The organism is Sphingomonas sp. LC-1 (assembly GCF_025371035.1).
GTDB classification, from domain to species: domain Bacteria; phylum Pseudomonadota; class Alphaproteobacteria; order Sphingomonadales; family Sphingomonadaceae; genus Sphingomonas; species Sphingomonas sanguinis_E.
Window position 1 is genome coordinate 1 of record NZ_JANZXB010000024.1, and the last position, 14,454, is coordinate 14,454.

Here is a 14,454-nt window from a genome sequence, read left to right on the forward strand (position 1 = left end):
AAAAGAAAAGACGCTTGCGGGGGTGTGTCTGTCGCTCCTCGGGGCTTCGCCCCTCGTCCCGACAGACACACCCCCGCCATTCTCATCTAGATTGTCGCGCTGTTCTCACCTTGATTGTCGCGCAGCAATGTGGGCGATGAAGCCGAAGTTGGCGTCCTCCGCTCCGGAGACCAGATCGCCGATCAGATCGGCGTTGCACATGTGACACCGCCCCGCGCCGCGTGCCCATATGATCTGCCGCGTCACGTTGCGCAGCCTGTTGCTTCGACCGCGGGGCGCAGCCGCCTTCAGCACCGCCGTCACCTGGACATCCTCCTGCGCCGACGTGTCCTGGGCCTGTCCCCGGGATGCACGCCGCCGCCACGCCATTCGCCGGACCAGAGCCATTCCTCGAAGTAGAAAAGCCAGAGGGCGGTCCAGGGTACGATCGTCCGATCCAGCCGCTGATTCGGCGTCCATTCGTACGCGTCGGGAAGATACAGGCAGAGCTGCACAGGCGCTTCGGAATAGACGTGAGGAATGCGACGACCGGCTGCGAGTGCGACGAGGTCGGGCGTCTCGATCACGATCCGCGGCGCCGTCGTCAGCGCATAGTCCAGCCGCGCGACGTAGCTGCGCCCGAGCGGGTCGGGCCTCACTGGGAACCGCCAGGTGAGGCGCTCGCGTCGCAACCGCCCCTCGCCAGACACGTGGCTCGCGGTACGCAGCGCCAGGTACTGCTCGGCTGCGGTCAGTGCCCGGCGTTCCGTCGCTCAGCGGCCGAAGAAGGTGTTCGACCGGACGGGCGCCGACGACGCCCTCGAAGCGGCAGTCGCCGCCACGAGCCCGGCGGCGCCGTACCGCAGCGTCCCCGCCGCCCGTTCGCGAGCGGTGGTATCCCGGATGTGGTCGACCGCGACGTTGGCGGGGGTGCCGCCGAGCGCCTTCTCGATCCGCTCGCCGATGAGATCGAGGCCGTCGATAGAGCTGAGATCCGCCAGGTCGGCCGTGAGCGCGCGGTGCCACGAGAAAAAGGAGGCGGCGCGATCCGGGTGATCGTTCCAGCGCTCGGCGAAGTTCTCGCCTGCGGTGGTCTCGTTCCAGATGCACCAGCGCCCGCCTTCGTGGCCTATCGTGTCGGGCATGTGCCGCAGGACGTCCACGAGCAGATCGTACTCGTCGTCGTAGACGGCGTTGGACACGCACCACTCGTAGCTCCGCGAGAGCAGCGTCGTCACGATGACGGAGATCGGCGCGCACTCGCCCCTGCGGCGTTCGAAATGCACGTCGCGGTGACGTTTCGCGATCTGCACCGCCCGGCGAAGCAGCCCCTTGAACCCGCCTGCTTCGGGATAGGGCTCGACGCTCGCGTTCGCCGCGCGGTCGGCGAAGGTCACGTCCCGCTTCTCGAGACGGAACCGCGGGCGGAGAAGGGCCCGTCGTTCGAAGAGCGCCTTGTAGCCCTTGGGGTTGGAGGCCTTCCAGGACCGGAGTTCGCGATCGGGGACCAGTTCTCCGCCGTTCGCGCATTCGACGTTCGGGATCGACGGCGTGATGTCGAGGTGGAATTCGTTGGCGTAGTCCAGCCGCCAGCAGCGGCACATCTCCTCGAGCAGCCGACGATAGGTGCCGTGCTCCTTGAGCCGGTCGCCCACCATCCTCTTGACCACCGCCGGCGGCAGGCCGATCGCGGCACGCGTCAGGCGGGCGATGAGATCGACGTCGTGCTCGTTGCGCCCGATCGGCTTCACGGTGGTCCCGATCGCGGTCGAGCCCTGAACGTAGATCACGAGACCGGCGAGAGCGGGGTCCGAGGACTCGGCCAACCAACCGCCGACGCCTTCGTACCGGCTCCGCGCCTCGCGATACTGAGTCTCGGTCAGTTCCAACTGCTGGCAGATGGCCTCCAGGGCCCCCGTCAGCCGGGCCTTGCGGAACTGGTCGTGCGGCTCGATCCTCATGGCTCATCGATCTCCATTCGCGACCGAAGCCGCCGACTGTAGTGCTTGCAATACGTGCTCTTCCGCACGCCGAGCCGTCCGGGGGTGTGTCTGCGACATCGGACTACATGGCCCTCCGCTCGACGCGGCTTCCACCTATGCCCCCCATGATGGAGAAGCCGTTCGGCACGGCCTGCTGGACCAGCGGCACGTGCGAGATCAGCCCGACGGCACGATTCCGACCGACGATCTCCTGAAGCACCTGCAGGACGCGGTCGAGCGTCCCGCCGTCGTTCTCGGTGTCGAGGCTGCCGAAGCCCTCGTCGATGAAGATCGTGTCGAGGCGGATGCGCCCGTGGCTCATCTCGACGACGTCCGCGAGACCGAGCGCGAGCGACAGCGCAGCGATGAACGTCTCGCCGCCCGACAGCGTGCTGATCTCGCGGAGCCGTCCGGTCTGGACGTCGTGCACGCGGACGTCGAGGCCGCGCCGAGTCCTGCCTCCGACTGCCTGCACGTCGCGCTCGAAGCGATACCGGCCGCCGGTCATCGGATCGAGCCGAAGGTTCGCGGCGTCGAGCACGTGATCGAACATCGCGCCGATCGCGAACGTCTCGAGCGTCGTCCGCAGCGGGTTATCGCCCGCGAACGCCTCGGCCAGCTCCCGCAACGGTCCCGTCTCCTCCTCCAGCCGGGCGAGACGCGCGAGCTGATCGCTCAGCGATGCCAGGAGATCGTCGAGCACCTTCCTCGCGGCGTCGGCGTCGGCGGCGACCTGGCGCATCCTCAGGCGCTCGGCCCGCGCTCCATCCCGGACGGCTGCCAGAGCCCCGACGTCGGGCCGTTCCACGCCCCTGATCGCGTCATGCGCGGCGGTCGCCTGGGCTTCGGCGATGGCCACCTCCTTCCGATGGGTGTTGATGCGCTCGGCATGTCCGGGGATCTTGGGGATGTCCGCGCAGCCGAGGTCATAGGACGCCTGATCGAGCCCCACCTCGACCAATCTCGTGTCGAAAGCAGCACGTGCCCTGCCGACCGCCTCCTCCGCCCGGGCGACGGCATCGACCGCGCCGGTCACCCCGGCGGCGGTCGTGTCCCGGGCGGTCGCCGCCTTGCGCAGTTTCTCGTCGGCATCGGCGAGCGCGTCGGACAGCGTCCTGATGGTGGCCGAGACCTCGACGGCCTCGCGGTCGAGGACGCCTGGTGCACGCAGCGGTTCGGGGACACCGGCGATCGCGTCGTCGTATGCGCGCGCGGCCACGGCCTCGTCGGTGCGCGCCTTCTGGAGGATCTCGCGCGTGCCCTCCGCAGCGGCAGCCGCAGCCGCCAGATCCGTCCCGGCAGCTGCCGCCTGCTGCTCCAGTTCGGCCGGGGCGACGACCTCACCGAGTGCCTCGATCCGGGCCTCCAACTCGGCGACGGCCTTCGCCACCTCCGCAATCGAAGATGCAGGACGCGGCAGCGCATCGAATTCGGCTTCGCGCTCCTTCGAAGCGGCCCCAGCGGATGCGGCCTCGGCCTCGGCGCGGTTGGCTCTGCTCACCGCGTCGTCGAGCAGCTCGCGTGCGGAGCGCATCGCGATCTCGAACTCACGCGGATCGCCCTCACCTTCTACTGGAGACGGGTGTTCGGCGCTTCCGCAGACCGGACATGGCTCGCCATCGACGAGGTGCATGCCTGCGAGCACCTGCGCCTGGGCGTCGATGAAGGACCGTTCGGCGGCGGCCGCCGCAGCACGGAGGGGCTCCACCTCGCACGCCGCCGCTTCATGTGCCTTCCGCGCCTTCGCCAGATCCGCCTTCGCCTTGACGGACCTCCTTTCGGCCAGGTCGTAGGCCTTGGCCGCGGCGAGATCAGCGTTCGCCGAGATGAGCTTGGCCGACAGGCCGGCATGCGTCACGCTGCTTCTGCGTGCGCTATCGACGCGGTCCGCCAGATCGACGCGGAGGCGGTCGAGCCTCTCGCGTTCGACCTCGGCGGCGTCGAACGCCGTCTGGGCCGCCCTCAATTCCGTCCGACGGGCCGCGAGCTTCGCTTCCAGACCCTCCGCGCTCCGGAGCAGTTCCTTGCGGCGGTCGATCTCCATGATCCGCGCCTTCAGGCCGTCGATCCGATCGGCGCCTTGCCTAGCGATCCGGAACGCCTCCTCGCGCCTGCCGTGCTCGATCCGGGCATCGCGGGCGGCGCCCCGCGCCTTCTCCTCCGCCTCGACGGCGATGCGGCGCGAAGCGTCCATCTCGGTCAGACGCGAGGCGAGATCCACCGCCCGCTGGGCCTTCTCGGCGCGCGTCACCACGAGCTGGAGGGCATCGACCGCAGGCTGCTCGCGCAGGAGATCCAGCTTCCGGCTCTCGGCCTTCTCCGCCGCTCCGAAGAGGCCTTCGACCGTCTCGGCCGCGAGATGGGCCTGTTCGGCGATCCCGGCAGCCGCTTCGGCCCCGTCCGCCTCGACGTGGCGTGCAGCGGCCGCTTCCGCCGCCGCGGCGATGCCGACGGCGAGTTCGTCCGTACTGGCGAAGCCGACGTCCGCTAGACGCTGCCCGACAATGCGACGGCCGTCCTGATATTCCCGCCTCGCCGCCGCAGCGTCGTCCTTCATGCGTGCCGCCAGACGCTGGTAGAGGCTCACGTCGAACAGTTCGCGCAGGATCGCGAGACGCTGGTCGCTGTCGGCGACCAGGAAGCGCTCGAACCGCCCCTGGGGCAGCAGCACGATCTGGCGGAACTGCTCGACGCCGTAGCCGAGGAGGTCCTTCACCTGTTTCAGCACCTCGCCGACCTTCGTCTCGGCGAGGACCGTGCCGCAGTTGTCGACGGTGACCTCGTCCACCGGAACGAGGGTGGCGTCGAACAGCCAGGCCTTGTGGGCGTCCGTCGTCTCGCCTTCACCGCGCTTCTTGGGTCGGCTCTGGTCCGGCTGACGGCGCACGAAGTAACGCTTCTCCCCGAGTTCGAAGAGCAGCGACACCTCGGTCAGCCGGTCCGCATCGGCATGGCCCGACCGCATCGTCCCGATCGGCTGCTCGCGCTTGGCGCCTTCGCCGAAGAGCGCGAACGTCATGGCGTTGAAGATCGACGACTTGCCCGAGCCCGTGGCACCGTAGATGCCGAACAGGCCGGCATCCGTCGCCTCCCGGAAGTCCACGGCCTCGGTCCCGGCATACGGTCCGAACGCCGTCATCGTGAGCAGGACCGGCCTCACGCGTCCTCTCCCGCTGGCGCCAGAGCGGCGAGCTTCTCGGCGACGAGCGCGCTCTCCGCCTCCGAGATCCCCTTCTCGCGGACGAAGCCCACGAACTGGGCGACCATCTCCTTCGGGCTCTCCAGCGCCGCCCGTCCGTCGCGCAGCCGCTGCTCGCCGGTCGACACGTCGCGCTCGTAGGCGAGCTGGACCGCGTTGGGATACAGTTCGCGGATCCGCTTCATGGGATCGATCTGCCTCGCCTCGTCGGTGAGGAGGATGCCGATCAGGTCGTTCGACCCCCCGGGAGCGGCGAGCAGCTCGACCAGCCTGCCGCGCAGCGTGCGGATGCGGCGGCGCGGCACGAACGGAATGAGGGTGGTGGTGACCGATCCGTCGCCGGCGAGATCGACCAGGGTCATCGACTTCTCGTGTCCCTCCTCGTCGAAGCCGAACGCGAGCGGCGATCCCGAGTAGCGCACGTGCTCGGCGCCGACCGCCTGCGGCCGATGGAGGTGACCGAGCGCGACGTAGTCGGCACCCTCGAAGACCGACGAGGGGACCGTCTCGATCCCGCCGACGGCCCGGGTGAGCGGTCGCTCCCCGTCGCTGGTCGCCGCTCCCTCCACGAACGCGTGGGCCACCACCACCCAGCGCGCCCCGTCGGGCACATGCCGCCTGGCGCTGCCGACCTGCTCGCGCAGCACGTCGGCGGGGCAGGAGATGTCGTCGCTGCCGTAGCAGGCCCTGGCCGCGAACTCGTACGAGAAGGGCAGAGCCGATATCGCGACCAGTCCGTGCTCGTCGGAGAGGATCAGCGGCCTCTCCTCCGCGTCGAGCGGACCGCGCACCAGCGAACGTTCAGCGTCGGCGAGCACGCCCATCATCCCGATCTGGGCCGCCGAATCGTGGTTTCCGGCAATCAGGACGATCGCCGGGCCGCCGTCCCGCCCGACCCGACGGACGAAGTCGCCGAAGCGGCTCAGAGCGGACTGGGGCGGCGTCGCGCGGTCGAAGATGTCGCCGGCGATGACGAGGACGTCAGGCACGTGCGCGGCGATCGCCGTCTCGACCTGCGACAGCACCGACTCGTGGTCCTCGTCGAGCGGCACCCCGTGGAACTGACGCCCGAGATGCCAGTCGGCAGTGTGCAGGATCCTCACGCGCCCCTCCGTACAGTGACTATACATATAGAAGCTAGATGGACATTGGGTGAGTCGTCAAGTAGCGTCCGGATGATGGAAGCCCAGGAACTTCGCCCGACGGTCAGGATGCGGCTGGCGTACCTCGACCAGTGCTTCCGTTGGCGTGGTCAGGCGACGCGCGGTGCCCTCATCCGAAGGTTCGGCATCTCGCAGGCGCAGGCGGCGGTCGACTTCCGCGAATATCTCGCCCGCTGCCGCGAGCCGTTTCCGGTCTACGACACGGTGCGCAAGACGTACGTCGCGTCAGATGGGCACCTCGGGCTCGAGGATGCGGACGATCTCCCGCCGATGCTGGACGTCGTCGCCGACGGCGCAGGCGAGCGGTTCGATTCGCTGCCGATGCCCGATCGGCAGTGCCCCGCGACCGTCATGCGCCACCTCTACCGGGCCATGGACCGGAACGTGAGGATCGAGATCGACTACGTCTCGATGAGCTCGGGTCGGACCACCTCGCAGTGGATCGCGCCGGCTCGGATCGGCTTCGACGGGGAGCGGCTCCACTTCCGGGCGTGGAGCTTCCGGCATGCGGAATGGCGCGACTATCTGCCCGTGCGGGTGTCAGACGCCAGCACCTTCGCGACCGAGCCGCTGGCCGAACCGCTGCCCCGCGACGAGGAGTGGGAGACCATCGTCCGCGTCGCGCTCCGGCTCCGGTCCGACCTCTCCGTGGAGCAGCGGCAGGCCGCCCGCGAGGAATACGGCTTCGACGGCGAGGAGGTGGTCGTCGTCGAGACGCGGGCCGCCCTCGCCTTCTATCTCGACCGCCGGTGGGGACTCGACCTTCCCGGCTCCAGGCTGGAGCGCGTCCCGGTCGAATGACGGCTGCGCCGTCCGCCGCCGGGGATCGAGCGATCCGCCCCCGCAGCGCTATGGCACCGCCCCGAGTAGACCGTTACGATTCCGGAACGCTTCGCCTGAGTGATGCCCCACGACGATGCACCGATCCCTCGGAAAGCCGAATCTCCGTCCGGTCCATACAATCGTAATCCCTTCGCGCGGACCCGGCGACGACGCGCAGCTCCGGTGCGGTCGGAGCGTCAGGCGGCCAGCCAGTACGAACACGCATTCGGCCCGCGGCTCGAGGTTCCCGAGCAATCGAAGGTAGCAGAGATCACGGAGGATGTTCTCTCGACTGCATTCCGGCCGGACTCTTCCAGCCCGCGGCCGAGCGGTCATTCCGCTGACCTCCGCCGATGCATGGAATTGCACTTCGAGCACGGAGGAACGCATCGGTCGACCGGGGAGGGTATTAACCTGCGGAGCCGAGTCCGCTACATTAGTCTTGAGGATGAAAGATGCATGGCATTGCCGAGGCGCATACGATGACCAGAGAGGCTCAGGGCCTTCAATTCGAGCTCGAATGGCGTCCATATCGATCGGGTACCGTGTCGTACTCGGTGATCGATAGGCTTTGCCAGGCATTTCAGCGTCGGGCTCGATCGAGGCAAGACCGTCGGCCTAGGTCGCAGGCTGCTCGAACGCCATCATGGGATTGAGGCGATGGACGTAACGAACATGGAAAGGGAAAATGACGCGCCGCGGCCGCTCGGGCAGATCTTCCAGAAGAACCGATGGTGGTCCAACCCGGGACTTTCGGATGTAGACACGATGATCGCCTTGATCCTCGTCGATCCGACCCGCGTGGATTTGGCGCTGGCTGCCGCACTCTGGGGCACGAAGAGGATTGAACGGGTCAGATCGAGGATCGAGGACGAACTCACGCCGGTCCACCTGCAGGTTCTCGACCCCATCTACGCCTCGGTGTTGAGCGGAGTGCGCAATGCACCTGAACGCGCTTCCTGAATCCACCCAGCGTGTCCTATCCCGCTTGAAGGGCGTCGGAGAAATCCGCGATCACCTCCTCATCGGCGGAACGGCCATGGCGCTGCAGGTCCACCATCGCGTCAGTGAAGATCTCGACTTCGTGCAATTCGGATCCAAGCTCGATCGACCATTGATAAATCGCATCCTGACGCACATCCGTGGACCGGAAAAGCCGGAACTAGTCACCAGCCTGGTTGCGCGACAAACCTTCGATAACGATGGCGAGGATATCGACGACGTCCACCAGGATTGGATGGTCGACGGCACGAAGGTAACTTTCTTCTGTCCTGATCGAAAAGAGGAGATCGACGTCCTGCAGGCGGCGAAACCTCTCGAGTACGGCCATGTTAAAGTCGCTGATCTGGACACCATATTCAAGCTGAAGTCGATGGTGGTAGCCGAACGTTGGATCAGTAGGGATGCCTTCGACCTGTTGCACTTCGTGGAACGCCAGGGACGCGATTTCTTGCAGGTCGACGAGATGATCCGTAGGAAGCTGCCCCACTTTCCGTATGCGAACCGCATGGCCCTCTTCACCAGACCATTCGCAGTAACGGATCCCGGATTTCAGACCGCTTCGTCGGAGGGCCCGCAGACAACGGATGAACTTGCCCGAGAGATGGCCTCGATGGTCGAACGGTACAAAGAAATCGTCAGTGCCCGAGCGTCTTCGATGGTGAAAGGGCCGATCAGCCAGTCGCTCCACGCACAACGGCCATCACAGGAACGATGACCGCCAGCGCCTTTCAGCCCTCCCGGCGATGACATCTTTCCGATCGGCCCGTCCATCAACGAAGGAAGCCGCCGGTCAACCGAGCGCCGGATACAGACACCTGAGCGATCGGCTGGGATCGAGAAGCGAGCCGGATCAGGTTGAAGTGACGCTCGTCCTCCCCGCAGCCGCCTGCGGTTCGCTCGACGCTAAGTCGACGCGCGCCCTGTTCACAACTCGCCAGGCCCGACCAGGAATTCCATGACCGACCCCAAGCGATTGAAGTCACTCAGCGAAACGACGCGAGAACATCTTGCCGCAGGCGAAGGACAGCAGGTCGACTTCAAGCGCAGTTCCGACGGCATCAGCGCGGACGATCTCGTGTCGTTCGCCAATTCGGCCGGGGGCGGCACCATCCTGGCCGGTGTCGACGAAAAAACCGTAGACGGCACCCAGGTAGGCGTCGTCCGGGGATGCGACGTCGGCGACAATGCGATACTTCAGCTTCTCAACAAGGCGATCAGCTGCCTTCCCCCCGTTTCCGTCGACATCGCGATAGAGAATCTGAGCGACAAGCCGATACTGCGCATCTCGATCCCCTCCAGTCCCACGAAGCCACACTGCACGCCGAAGGGCGTCTACTGCCGGCGTGACGGATCCAGAAATCGGGCCCTCCACCCCACCGAACTGCTGAGCATCTTCCTCGAAAACGAGGCGCGCGTGTTCGCCGAGCGCTTCGAGTCCGCGGCCGACCACATCACGCAGGAGATCGGCAACCTGGAGGAAAGCCTGGCGGGCACGATAAGAAGCATGAGCGATCAGCTCGGCTGGGCGGACTCCAACATCAGCGACACCGCAAGCACGATCGACGACGTCCTCGCCTACACGAAGCGCATGAACGCGCAGACCAACGACATCGCGACGCGCATGCGCACCCTCTTCCGACAGGATTCCCGTGATGACCCCGTGCGAAATCGCGAGATGGACGATCTGATCGAAGCCTTCGTCGAGCAGATCTGGGAGGACCGGAAACTGTTGAAGGGCGTGATTGCCGGTCAGCCGTTCCAGTTCACCCTGAAGGGCAAATACGCTCGCGAACTTTCCGAAGACGAAGGGCGCGCGGCATTCGCCGAGGCGAGCCGGATCGTTCGCGAACGATATCTTTCGACCATATACACGACCCGAGTTTCAGCGCCTGCGGATTGCCCCCCGGAGATCATCAAGGAGGTTGCCGGTCTGCTCGTCGAAGTCGGCGAGCCCGCATCGATCGGGAGCCTGGAAACGAAGCTTCGACGCTGTTTCCTGATCGGCTTCACGACGTACAAGGAGACCGTGGTCGCCGTCGCGGCATTGAAGAAGCCGACGGCCGCCGCCAGGGCTGCGGTGTTCGAGCGAGACGGGGCGTCAGCCGATCACATCAGGTTCAAGCTGCAACTCGACTGGATGGCGATACATCCCGATCATCACGGCAAGGGGCAACTGTCCAGGCTCGTCGAGGAACTGCTCGGCTCGATCGAGGGGAAACCGGTCTTCGCATTGATCGAGAGGCGACACTCGATCGTCCATGACCTGCTTCTCGGAGCCGGCTTCCATCCGGCGACGCCTGACCCGGGCGATACGGTCACTGACGGCGACGCACGTCTATACCTGCGGGACGAAGCCTGAGTCGGCCGGATGGAGCAGGATCGGCGTTCAGGGGCGGACGATCCCGATTGCGATCCCACGAGGCCGCCCACCCGGTGCAGGTGACGGCGATGGAAATTGCGCTACCGCTTCTGATCCTTCGGTCCTGAAAGCCCTCGCCCAACGTGAAGTGAAGGCGTAGACGTCGCCGATGCCCAAAAAGACCGAAGACGAACTGAAGCAACTCGTCGAGGCCGGCGAGATCGCTGGCTTCACGCTCGACACGACCGAATTTCACCACCTCGGCTACAACTTCCAGTCCAAGCTGCTAAAGGCGCTCGGCCAGTTCACCGGCACCGACGTCACCCTCCTCTTCTCCGAAGTGGTCCTCAACGAGGTCCATGCTCACATTCGCGACGACATGAAGGCCAAGTCGGACCAGCTGCGCAGCGCATTGCGGCAGATCGGAAAGGCGGCTGCGGTCGCCATCGATCCGGCGCAGGCGATGCAGGACGCCGGCGTTCCCGCAGACGCGGGTGTGCGCGCGACGGCGCTCATCGAGGCCTTCATGGCGGAAGTGGGTGCAGATCGATTGCCGGTCGACGATGGACCGACCGTGCGACAGCTTCACGACCTCTACTTCGGATCCCATCCCCCCTTTTCGGCCAAGGCGGACAAGAAGAGTGAGTTTCCGGATGCGATCTCATTGCTTTCGCTCGAGCATTGGGCGGAGCGGCAGGACGGATTCGTGCTCGCGGTCAGCAGCGATGGTGACTGGGGTCGGTACGCGGAGCAGTCCCCGCGCGTGATCGTCGTGCCTGCGCTCGCACCGGCACTCAACCTGTTCAACAAGGACGACGCGTTCGTCGCGGCGCGACTGGCCGCCAACCTCGCAGCGGGAACCGCACTGCGGCTGCACGCTGGAATCGATGCAGCGCTCCAAGAAGCGGTCGAGGTCTTCCACGTCGAAGCCAGTGCGCCCTATTCCTTTGAAACCGAAGACGAGGTCGCCACGATAGACAGCTGGCAGGTGGCGGAACCTCGTTTCGACGTGGTGGCATCAGATGCCGAACACGTGACGCTCGCGTTTCCTCTCGTCGCGAAAGCCACCTTCGAGGCATTCTTCTCATTCACCGTGCGTGACGGGATCGACAAGGACTACATCGGGATCGGGGGAGCGCAGGCGAGCACCACGGAGGAGTTCGACGTGCAGGTCCTGGTCACGATCGACCGAGAAGACGACGATCCCGATCCCGAGATCGTGGATCTCGAGATCGACAGGTCGTCTCTCTCGGTGGACTTCGGATACGTCGAGGTCGACTACGGGGACGTTCGTGGCGGCGATTGGTGATGAGCCGCCCGGGCTGACCGGGATCGGCCCGATGGCACGATCGTGGCCTTCAGTCGCCCACGGGATCGCTTAGTCGAACTTCGACTATTCGGCATCGACGCGATTGCTTCCCCGCCAGCGACGGCTACCGAACCCGCTTCGGGCAAGTTCAGGATCCGGTCGCGAGCATCATGCCTTCCCAACGCTGTCTGGCGGAATGCCCCCGCATCGATCCGCAGCGCCACCGGCGATCTGGGTATCGCTGGAGGCCAACCGGACTGCGGCGGCGTCCGCCCGCCGGGGATGGAGCGATCCGGCCCTCGCCGGCACCGCAGTACCTCGCACACGAAGGTCACGATACCGGAACGCTTCTCCCGCGCGATGCCCCCCACGACAATCCACCGAACCCTCGGAAAGCCGAACCTCCGTCCGGTCCATGCAACCGGAATCCCTTCGCGCGGACCTGGCGACGATGCGCAGCTCCGCTGCGGTCGGAGCGTCAGGCGGGCGTCGAGGGCGGGCTCCATCAACGCTGGATAGTATGGTCTGTTATGGGTGACATCTGCGTCACCCCAGGGTGACGCAGATGTCACCCTCCCCCCCTGTCCGCCACCTCCCGCGCACGCGGCCCACGACGCCACGGCCGGACGATCGATCGCGTCGCGGTAGGACATCGTCAACCATCCCCATGCGACAGGAATCGTCCTGTGACGGCATCATGTCGGACGTGCATCATGCCGTCCGGCGGATGGCGATCCGCGGATCGGGGGACAGATGCGGAACTACGGCGGACGGACAATCTTCTCGGCGAGCGACCTCGTCAACTTCATGGGTTGCGGCCACGCCACCATACTCGACGTGCGGAACCTCGTCTCGCCCACCACCTTCGCCACCGAAGACGAGAGCGCGGCGCTGCTGCAGGAGAAGGGGATCCAGCACGAACGCGCCTATCTGCGCCGTCTGCAGGAGGAGGGACGTTCCGTGGTCGAGATCGCCTCCACCGGAACGCTCGAGGAGCGTGCCGACGCGACCAGGCGCGCGATGTCGGAAGGTCATGACGTCGTGTACCAAGGCGCCTTCCTGGCGGGGCGCTGGCACGGCTACTCCGACTTCCTCCTCCGGCGCGACGACGTTCATTCGTCTCTCGGCGCCTACGCGTACGATGTCGCCGATACGAAGCTGGCCCGGTCGGCGAAGGCCAAGCACGTGCTGCAGCTGTGCGTCTATGCCGACATGCTCGCCAAGGTGCAGGGCATAGTCCCTCCGCAGATGCACGTGGTGCTCGGGTCGGGCGAGATCACCTCGCTGCGTACGTCGTCGGTGCTGCATTACTTCGGCTTCGCGCGCCGCCGCTTCGAAGCGTACGTCGACGCGCCGCCGGCGACGTCGGCCGGCGATCCGTGCGGACACTGCACCTTCTGCCGGTGGTCGGACGGTTGCGAACAGGCATGGGATGCCGCCGATCACCTCTCGATCGTTGCGGGGATGGGCCGTGGTCAGATCGCGGCCCTGCGGGGTGCCGGCATCGACGACGTCGGAACGCTCGGCCTGCTGCCGGCGGGTACCCGCGTCGACGGGATGCAGCCGGATACCGTGGTGCGTCTCTCGAACCAGGCGCGGCTCCAGGCGCATCAGCGCCGGACGGGGGAACGCATGGTCGAGACCCTGCCTTTGGAGTCCGGCCGCGGTTTCGCGCGACTGCCGCAGCCCGATCACGGCGACATGTTCTTCGACATGGAAGGCGATCCGCTCTTCGAAGGCGGGCTCGAGTATCTCTTCGGCCTCGTCGCCTTCGACGGTGACGGCGAGGACCGGTTCCACGAGTTCTGGGCGCATGATCGCGACAGCGAGAAACGCGCGTTCGAGCGGACCGTCGACTTCATGGTCGACCGGCTCGCCCGTTTTCCCGCAGCGCACATCTATCATTATGCGGCGTACGAGCAGACCGCGCTCAAGAAGCTCGCGATGTATCACGGTACGCGCGAGGGGGAGGTGGACGACCTGCTGCGCGGCGAGAGGTTCGTCGACCTCTACCGCGTCGTCGCGGAGTCCATCCGGACATCTGAGCCGCGCTACTCGATCAAGAACATGGAAGCCTTCTACCTGCCCGGCGGTCGCCAGGGTGAAGTTAAGAACGCCGGCGACAGCATCATCATCTACGAACGCTGGCGACGCCTGGGTGACGAGCAGCTGCTGCGCGAGATCGCCGACTACAACGAGATCGACTGCCGCTCGACCCGCATGTGCCGAGACTGGCTGCTCTCCCTGCGGCCTGCGGACATGCCATGGTTCGAAGGTCGCGAGGTCGGCACTCCCGACCCAGCCAAGGCGGCCGCCCGGACCGAGGCCGAGGAACGGACACGTCGGCTAGCAGAGGCACTGATCGAAGGCGAAGACGTGCCGTGGCGCCGGCTGCTGGTCGATCTGCTCGAGTTCCACCGCCGCGAGGCGAAGCCGTCCTGGTGGGCGATGTTCGCGCGGCAGGACATGGACCGCGAGGCGCTGCTGAACGATGCCGAGAGCCTCGCCGAGCTCATGCCCCACCCGACGTGCTGCGCGACAATCAAGGTGAGAACAGCGCGACAATCTAGATGAGAATGGCGGGGGTGTGTCTGTCGGGACGAGGGGCGAAGCCCCGAGGAGCGACAGACACACCCCCG

General features: G+C 66.2%; 11 protein-coding genes. 6 read left to right on the top strand and 5 right to left on the bottom strand.

All coding sequences use genetic code 11. The features are described 5' to 3' along the window. Positions 1–105 precede the first annotated feature (105 nt). From NZL82_RS19080 to NZL82_RS19100, 5 genes are all read right to left on the bottom strand, one after another. Positions 106–303: a hypothetical protein gene (locus tag NZL82_RS19080; RefSeq protein ID WP_261271283.1), complete on the bottom strand. Its 198-nt coding sequence runs from the start codon at positions 301–303 to the stop codon at positions 106–108. Then, positions 300–638, bottom strand: coding sequence for a hypothetical protein (locus NZL82_RS19085; protein WP_261271284.1), 339 nt, complete (start codon positions 636–638; stop codon positions 300–302). The genes NZL82_RS19080 and NZL82_RS19085 overlap by 4 nt, the downstream gene beginning before the upstream one ends. Before the next feature lie 114 nt (positions 639–752). Next, a complete protein-coding gene (locus tag NZL82_RS19090) occupies positions 753–1,940 on the bottom strand; it encodes a nucleotidyltransferase (RefSeq protein WP_261271285.1) in 1,188 nt (395 codons plus the stop codon). Between the two features lie 103 nt (positions 1,941–2,043). Then, entirely contained in the window at positions 2,044–5,121 is a 3,078-nt protein-coding gene (locus NZL82_RS19095; protein ID WP_261271286.1) for an SMC family ATPase, read from the bottom strand. Then, the gene (locus NZL82_RS19100; RefSeq protein WP_261271287.1) at positions 5,118–6,263 is read right to left on the bottom strand and encodes an exonuclease SbcCD subunit D; all 1,146 of its coding nucleotides are present in this window, start codon (positions 6,261–6,263) and stop codon (positions 5,118–5,120) included. Before NZL82_RS19100 ends, NZL82_RS19095 begins: the two co-directional genes overlap by 4 nt. A 108-nt stretch (positions 6,264–6,371) precedes the next feature. Between NZL82_RS19100 and NZL82_RS19105 the strand changes: the two genes are divergently transcribed. The 6 genes from NZL82_RS19105 (at position 6,372) to NZL82_RS19130 (ending at position 14,389) form a co-directional block, all read left to right on the top strand. Continuing rightward, positions 6,372–7,124 carry a hypothetical protein gene (locus tag NZL82_RS19105; protein WP_261271288.1) on the top strand — a complete coding sequence of 251 codons (753 nt, stop codon included), beginning with the start codon at positions 6,372–6,374 and terminating at the stop codon, positions 7,122–7,124. A gap of 681 nt (positions 7,125–7,805) precedes the next feature. Further along, positions 7,806–8,108: a hypothetical protein gene (locus NZL82_RS19110; RefSeq protein WP_261271289.1), complete on the top strand. Its 303-nt coding sequence runs from the start codon at positions 7,806–7,808 to the stop codon at positions 8,106–8,108. Continuing rightward, positions 8,086–8,862 (top strand): nucleotidyl transferase AbiEii/AbiGii toxin family protein, encoded by a 777-nt coding sequence (locus NZL82_RS19115; RefSeq protein WP_261271290.1) that lies wholly within the window; start codon positions 8,086–8,088, stop codon positions 8,860–8,862. The genes NZL82_RS19110 and NZL82_RS19115 overlap by 23 nt, the downstream gene beginning before the upstream one ends. Before the next feature lie 240 nt (positions 8,863–9,102). Then, complete coding sequence (locus NZL82_RS19120) at positions 9,103–10,506, top strand: helix-turn-helix domain-containing protein (RefSeq protein ID WP_261271291.1); 1,404 nt, start codon at positions 9,103–9,105, stop codon at positions 10,504–10,506. A gap of 169 nt (positions 10,507–10,675) precedes the next feature. Next, complete coding sequence (locus NZL82_RS19125) at positions 10,676–11,815, top strand: PIN domain-containing protein (protein ID WP_261271292.1); 1,140 nt, start codon at positions 10,676–10,678, stop codon at positions 11,813–11,815. Positions 11,816–12,568: 753 nt separating this feature from the next. Continuing rightward, positions 12,569–14,389, top strand: coding sequence for a TM0106 family RecB-like putative nuclease (locus NZL82_RS19130; protein ID WP_261271293.1), 1,821 nt, complete (start codon positions 12,569–12,571; stop codon positions 14,387–14,389). The last annotated feature ends 65 nt before the right edge of the window (positions 14,390–14,454 follow it).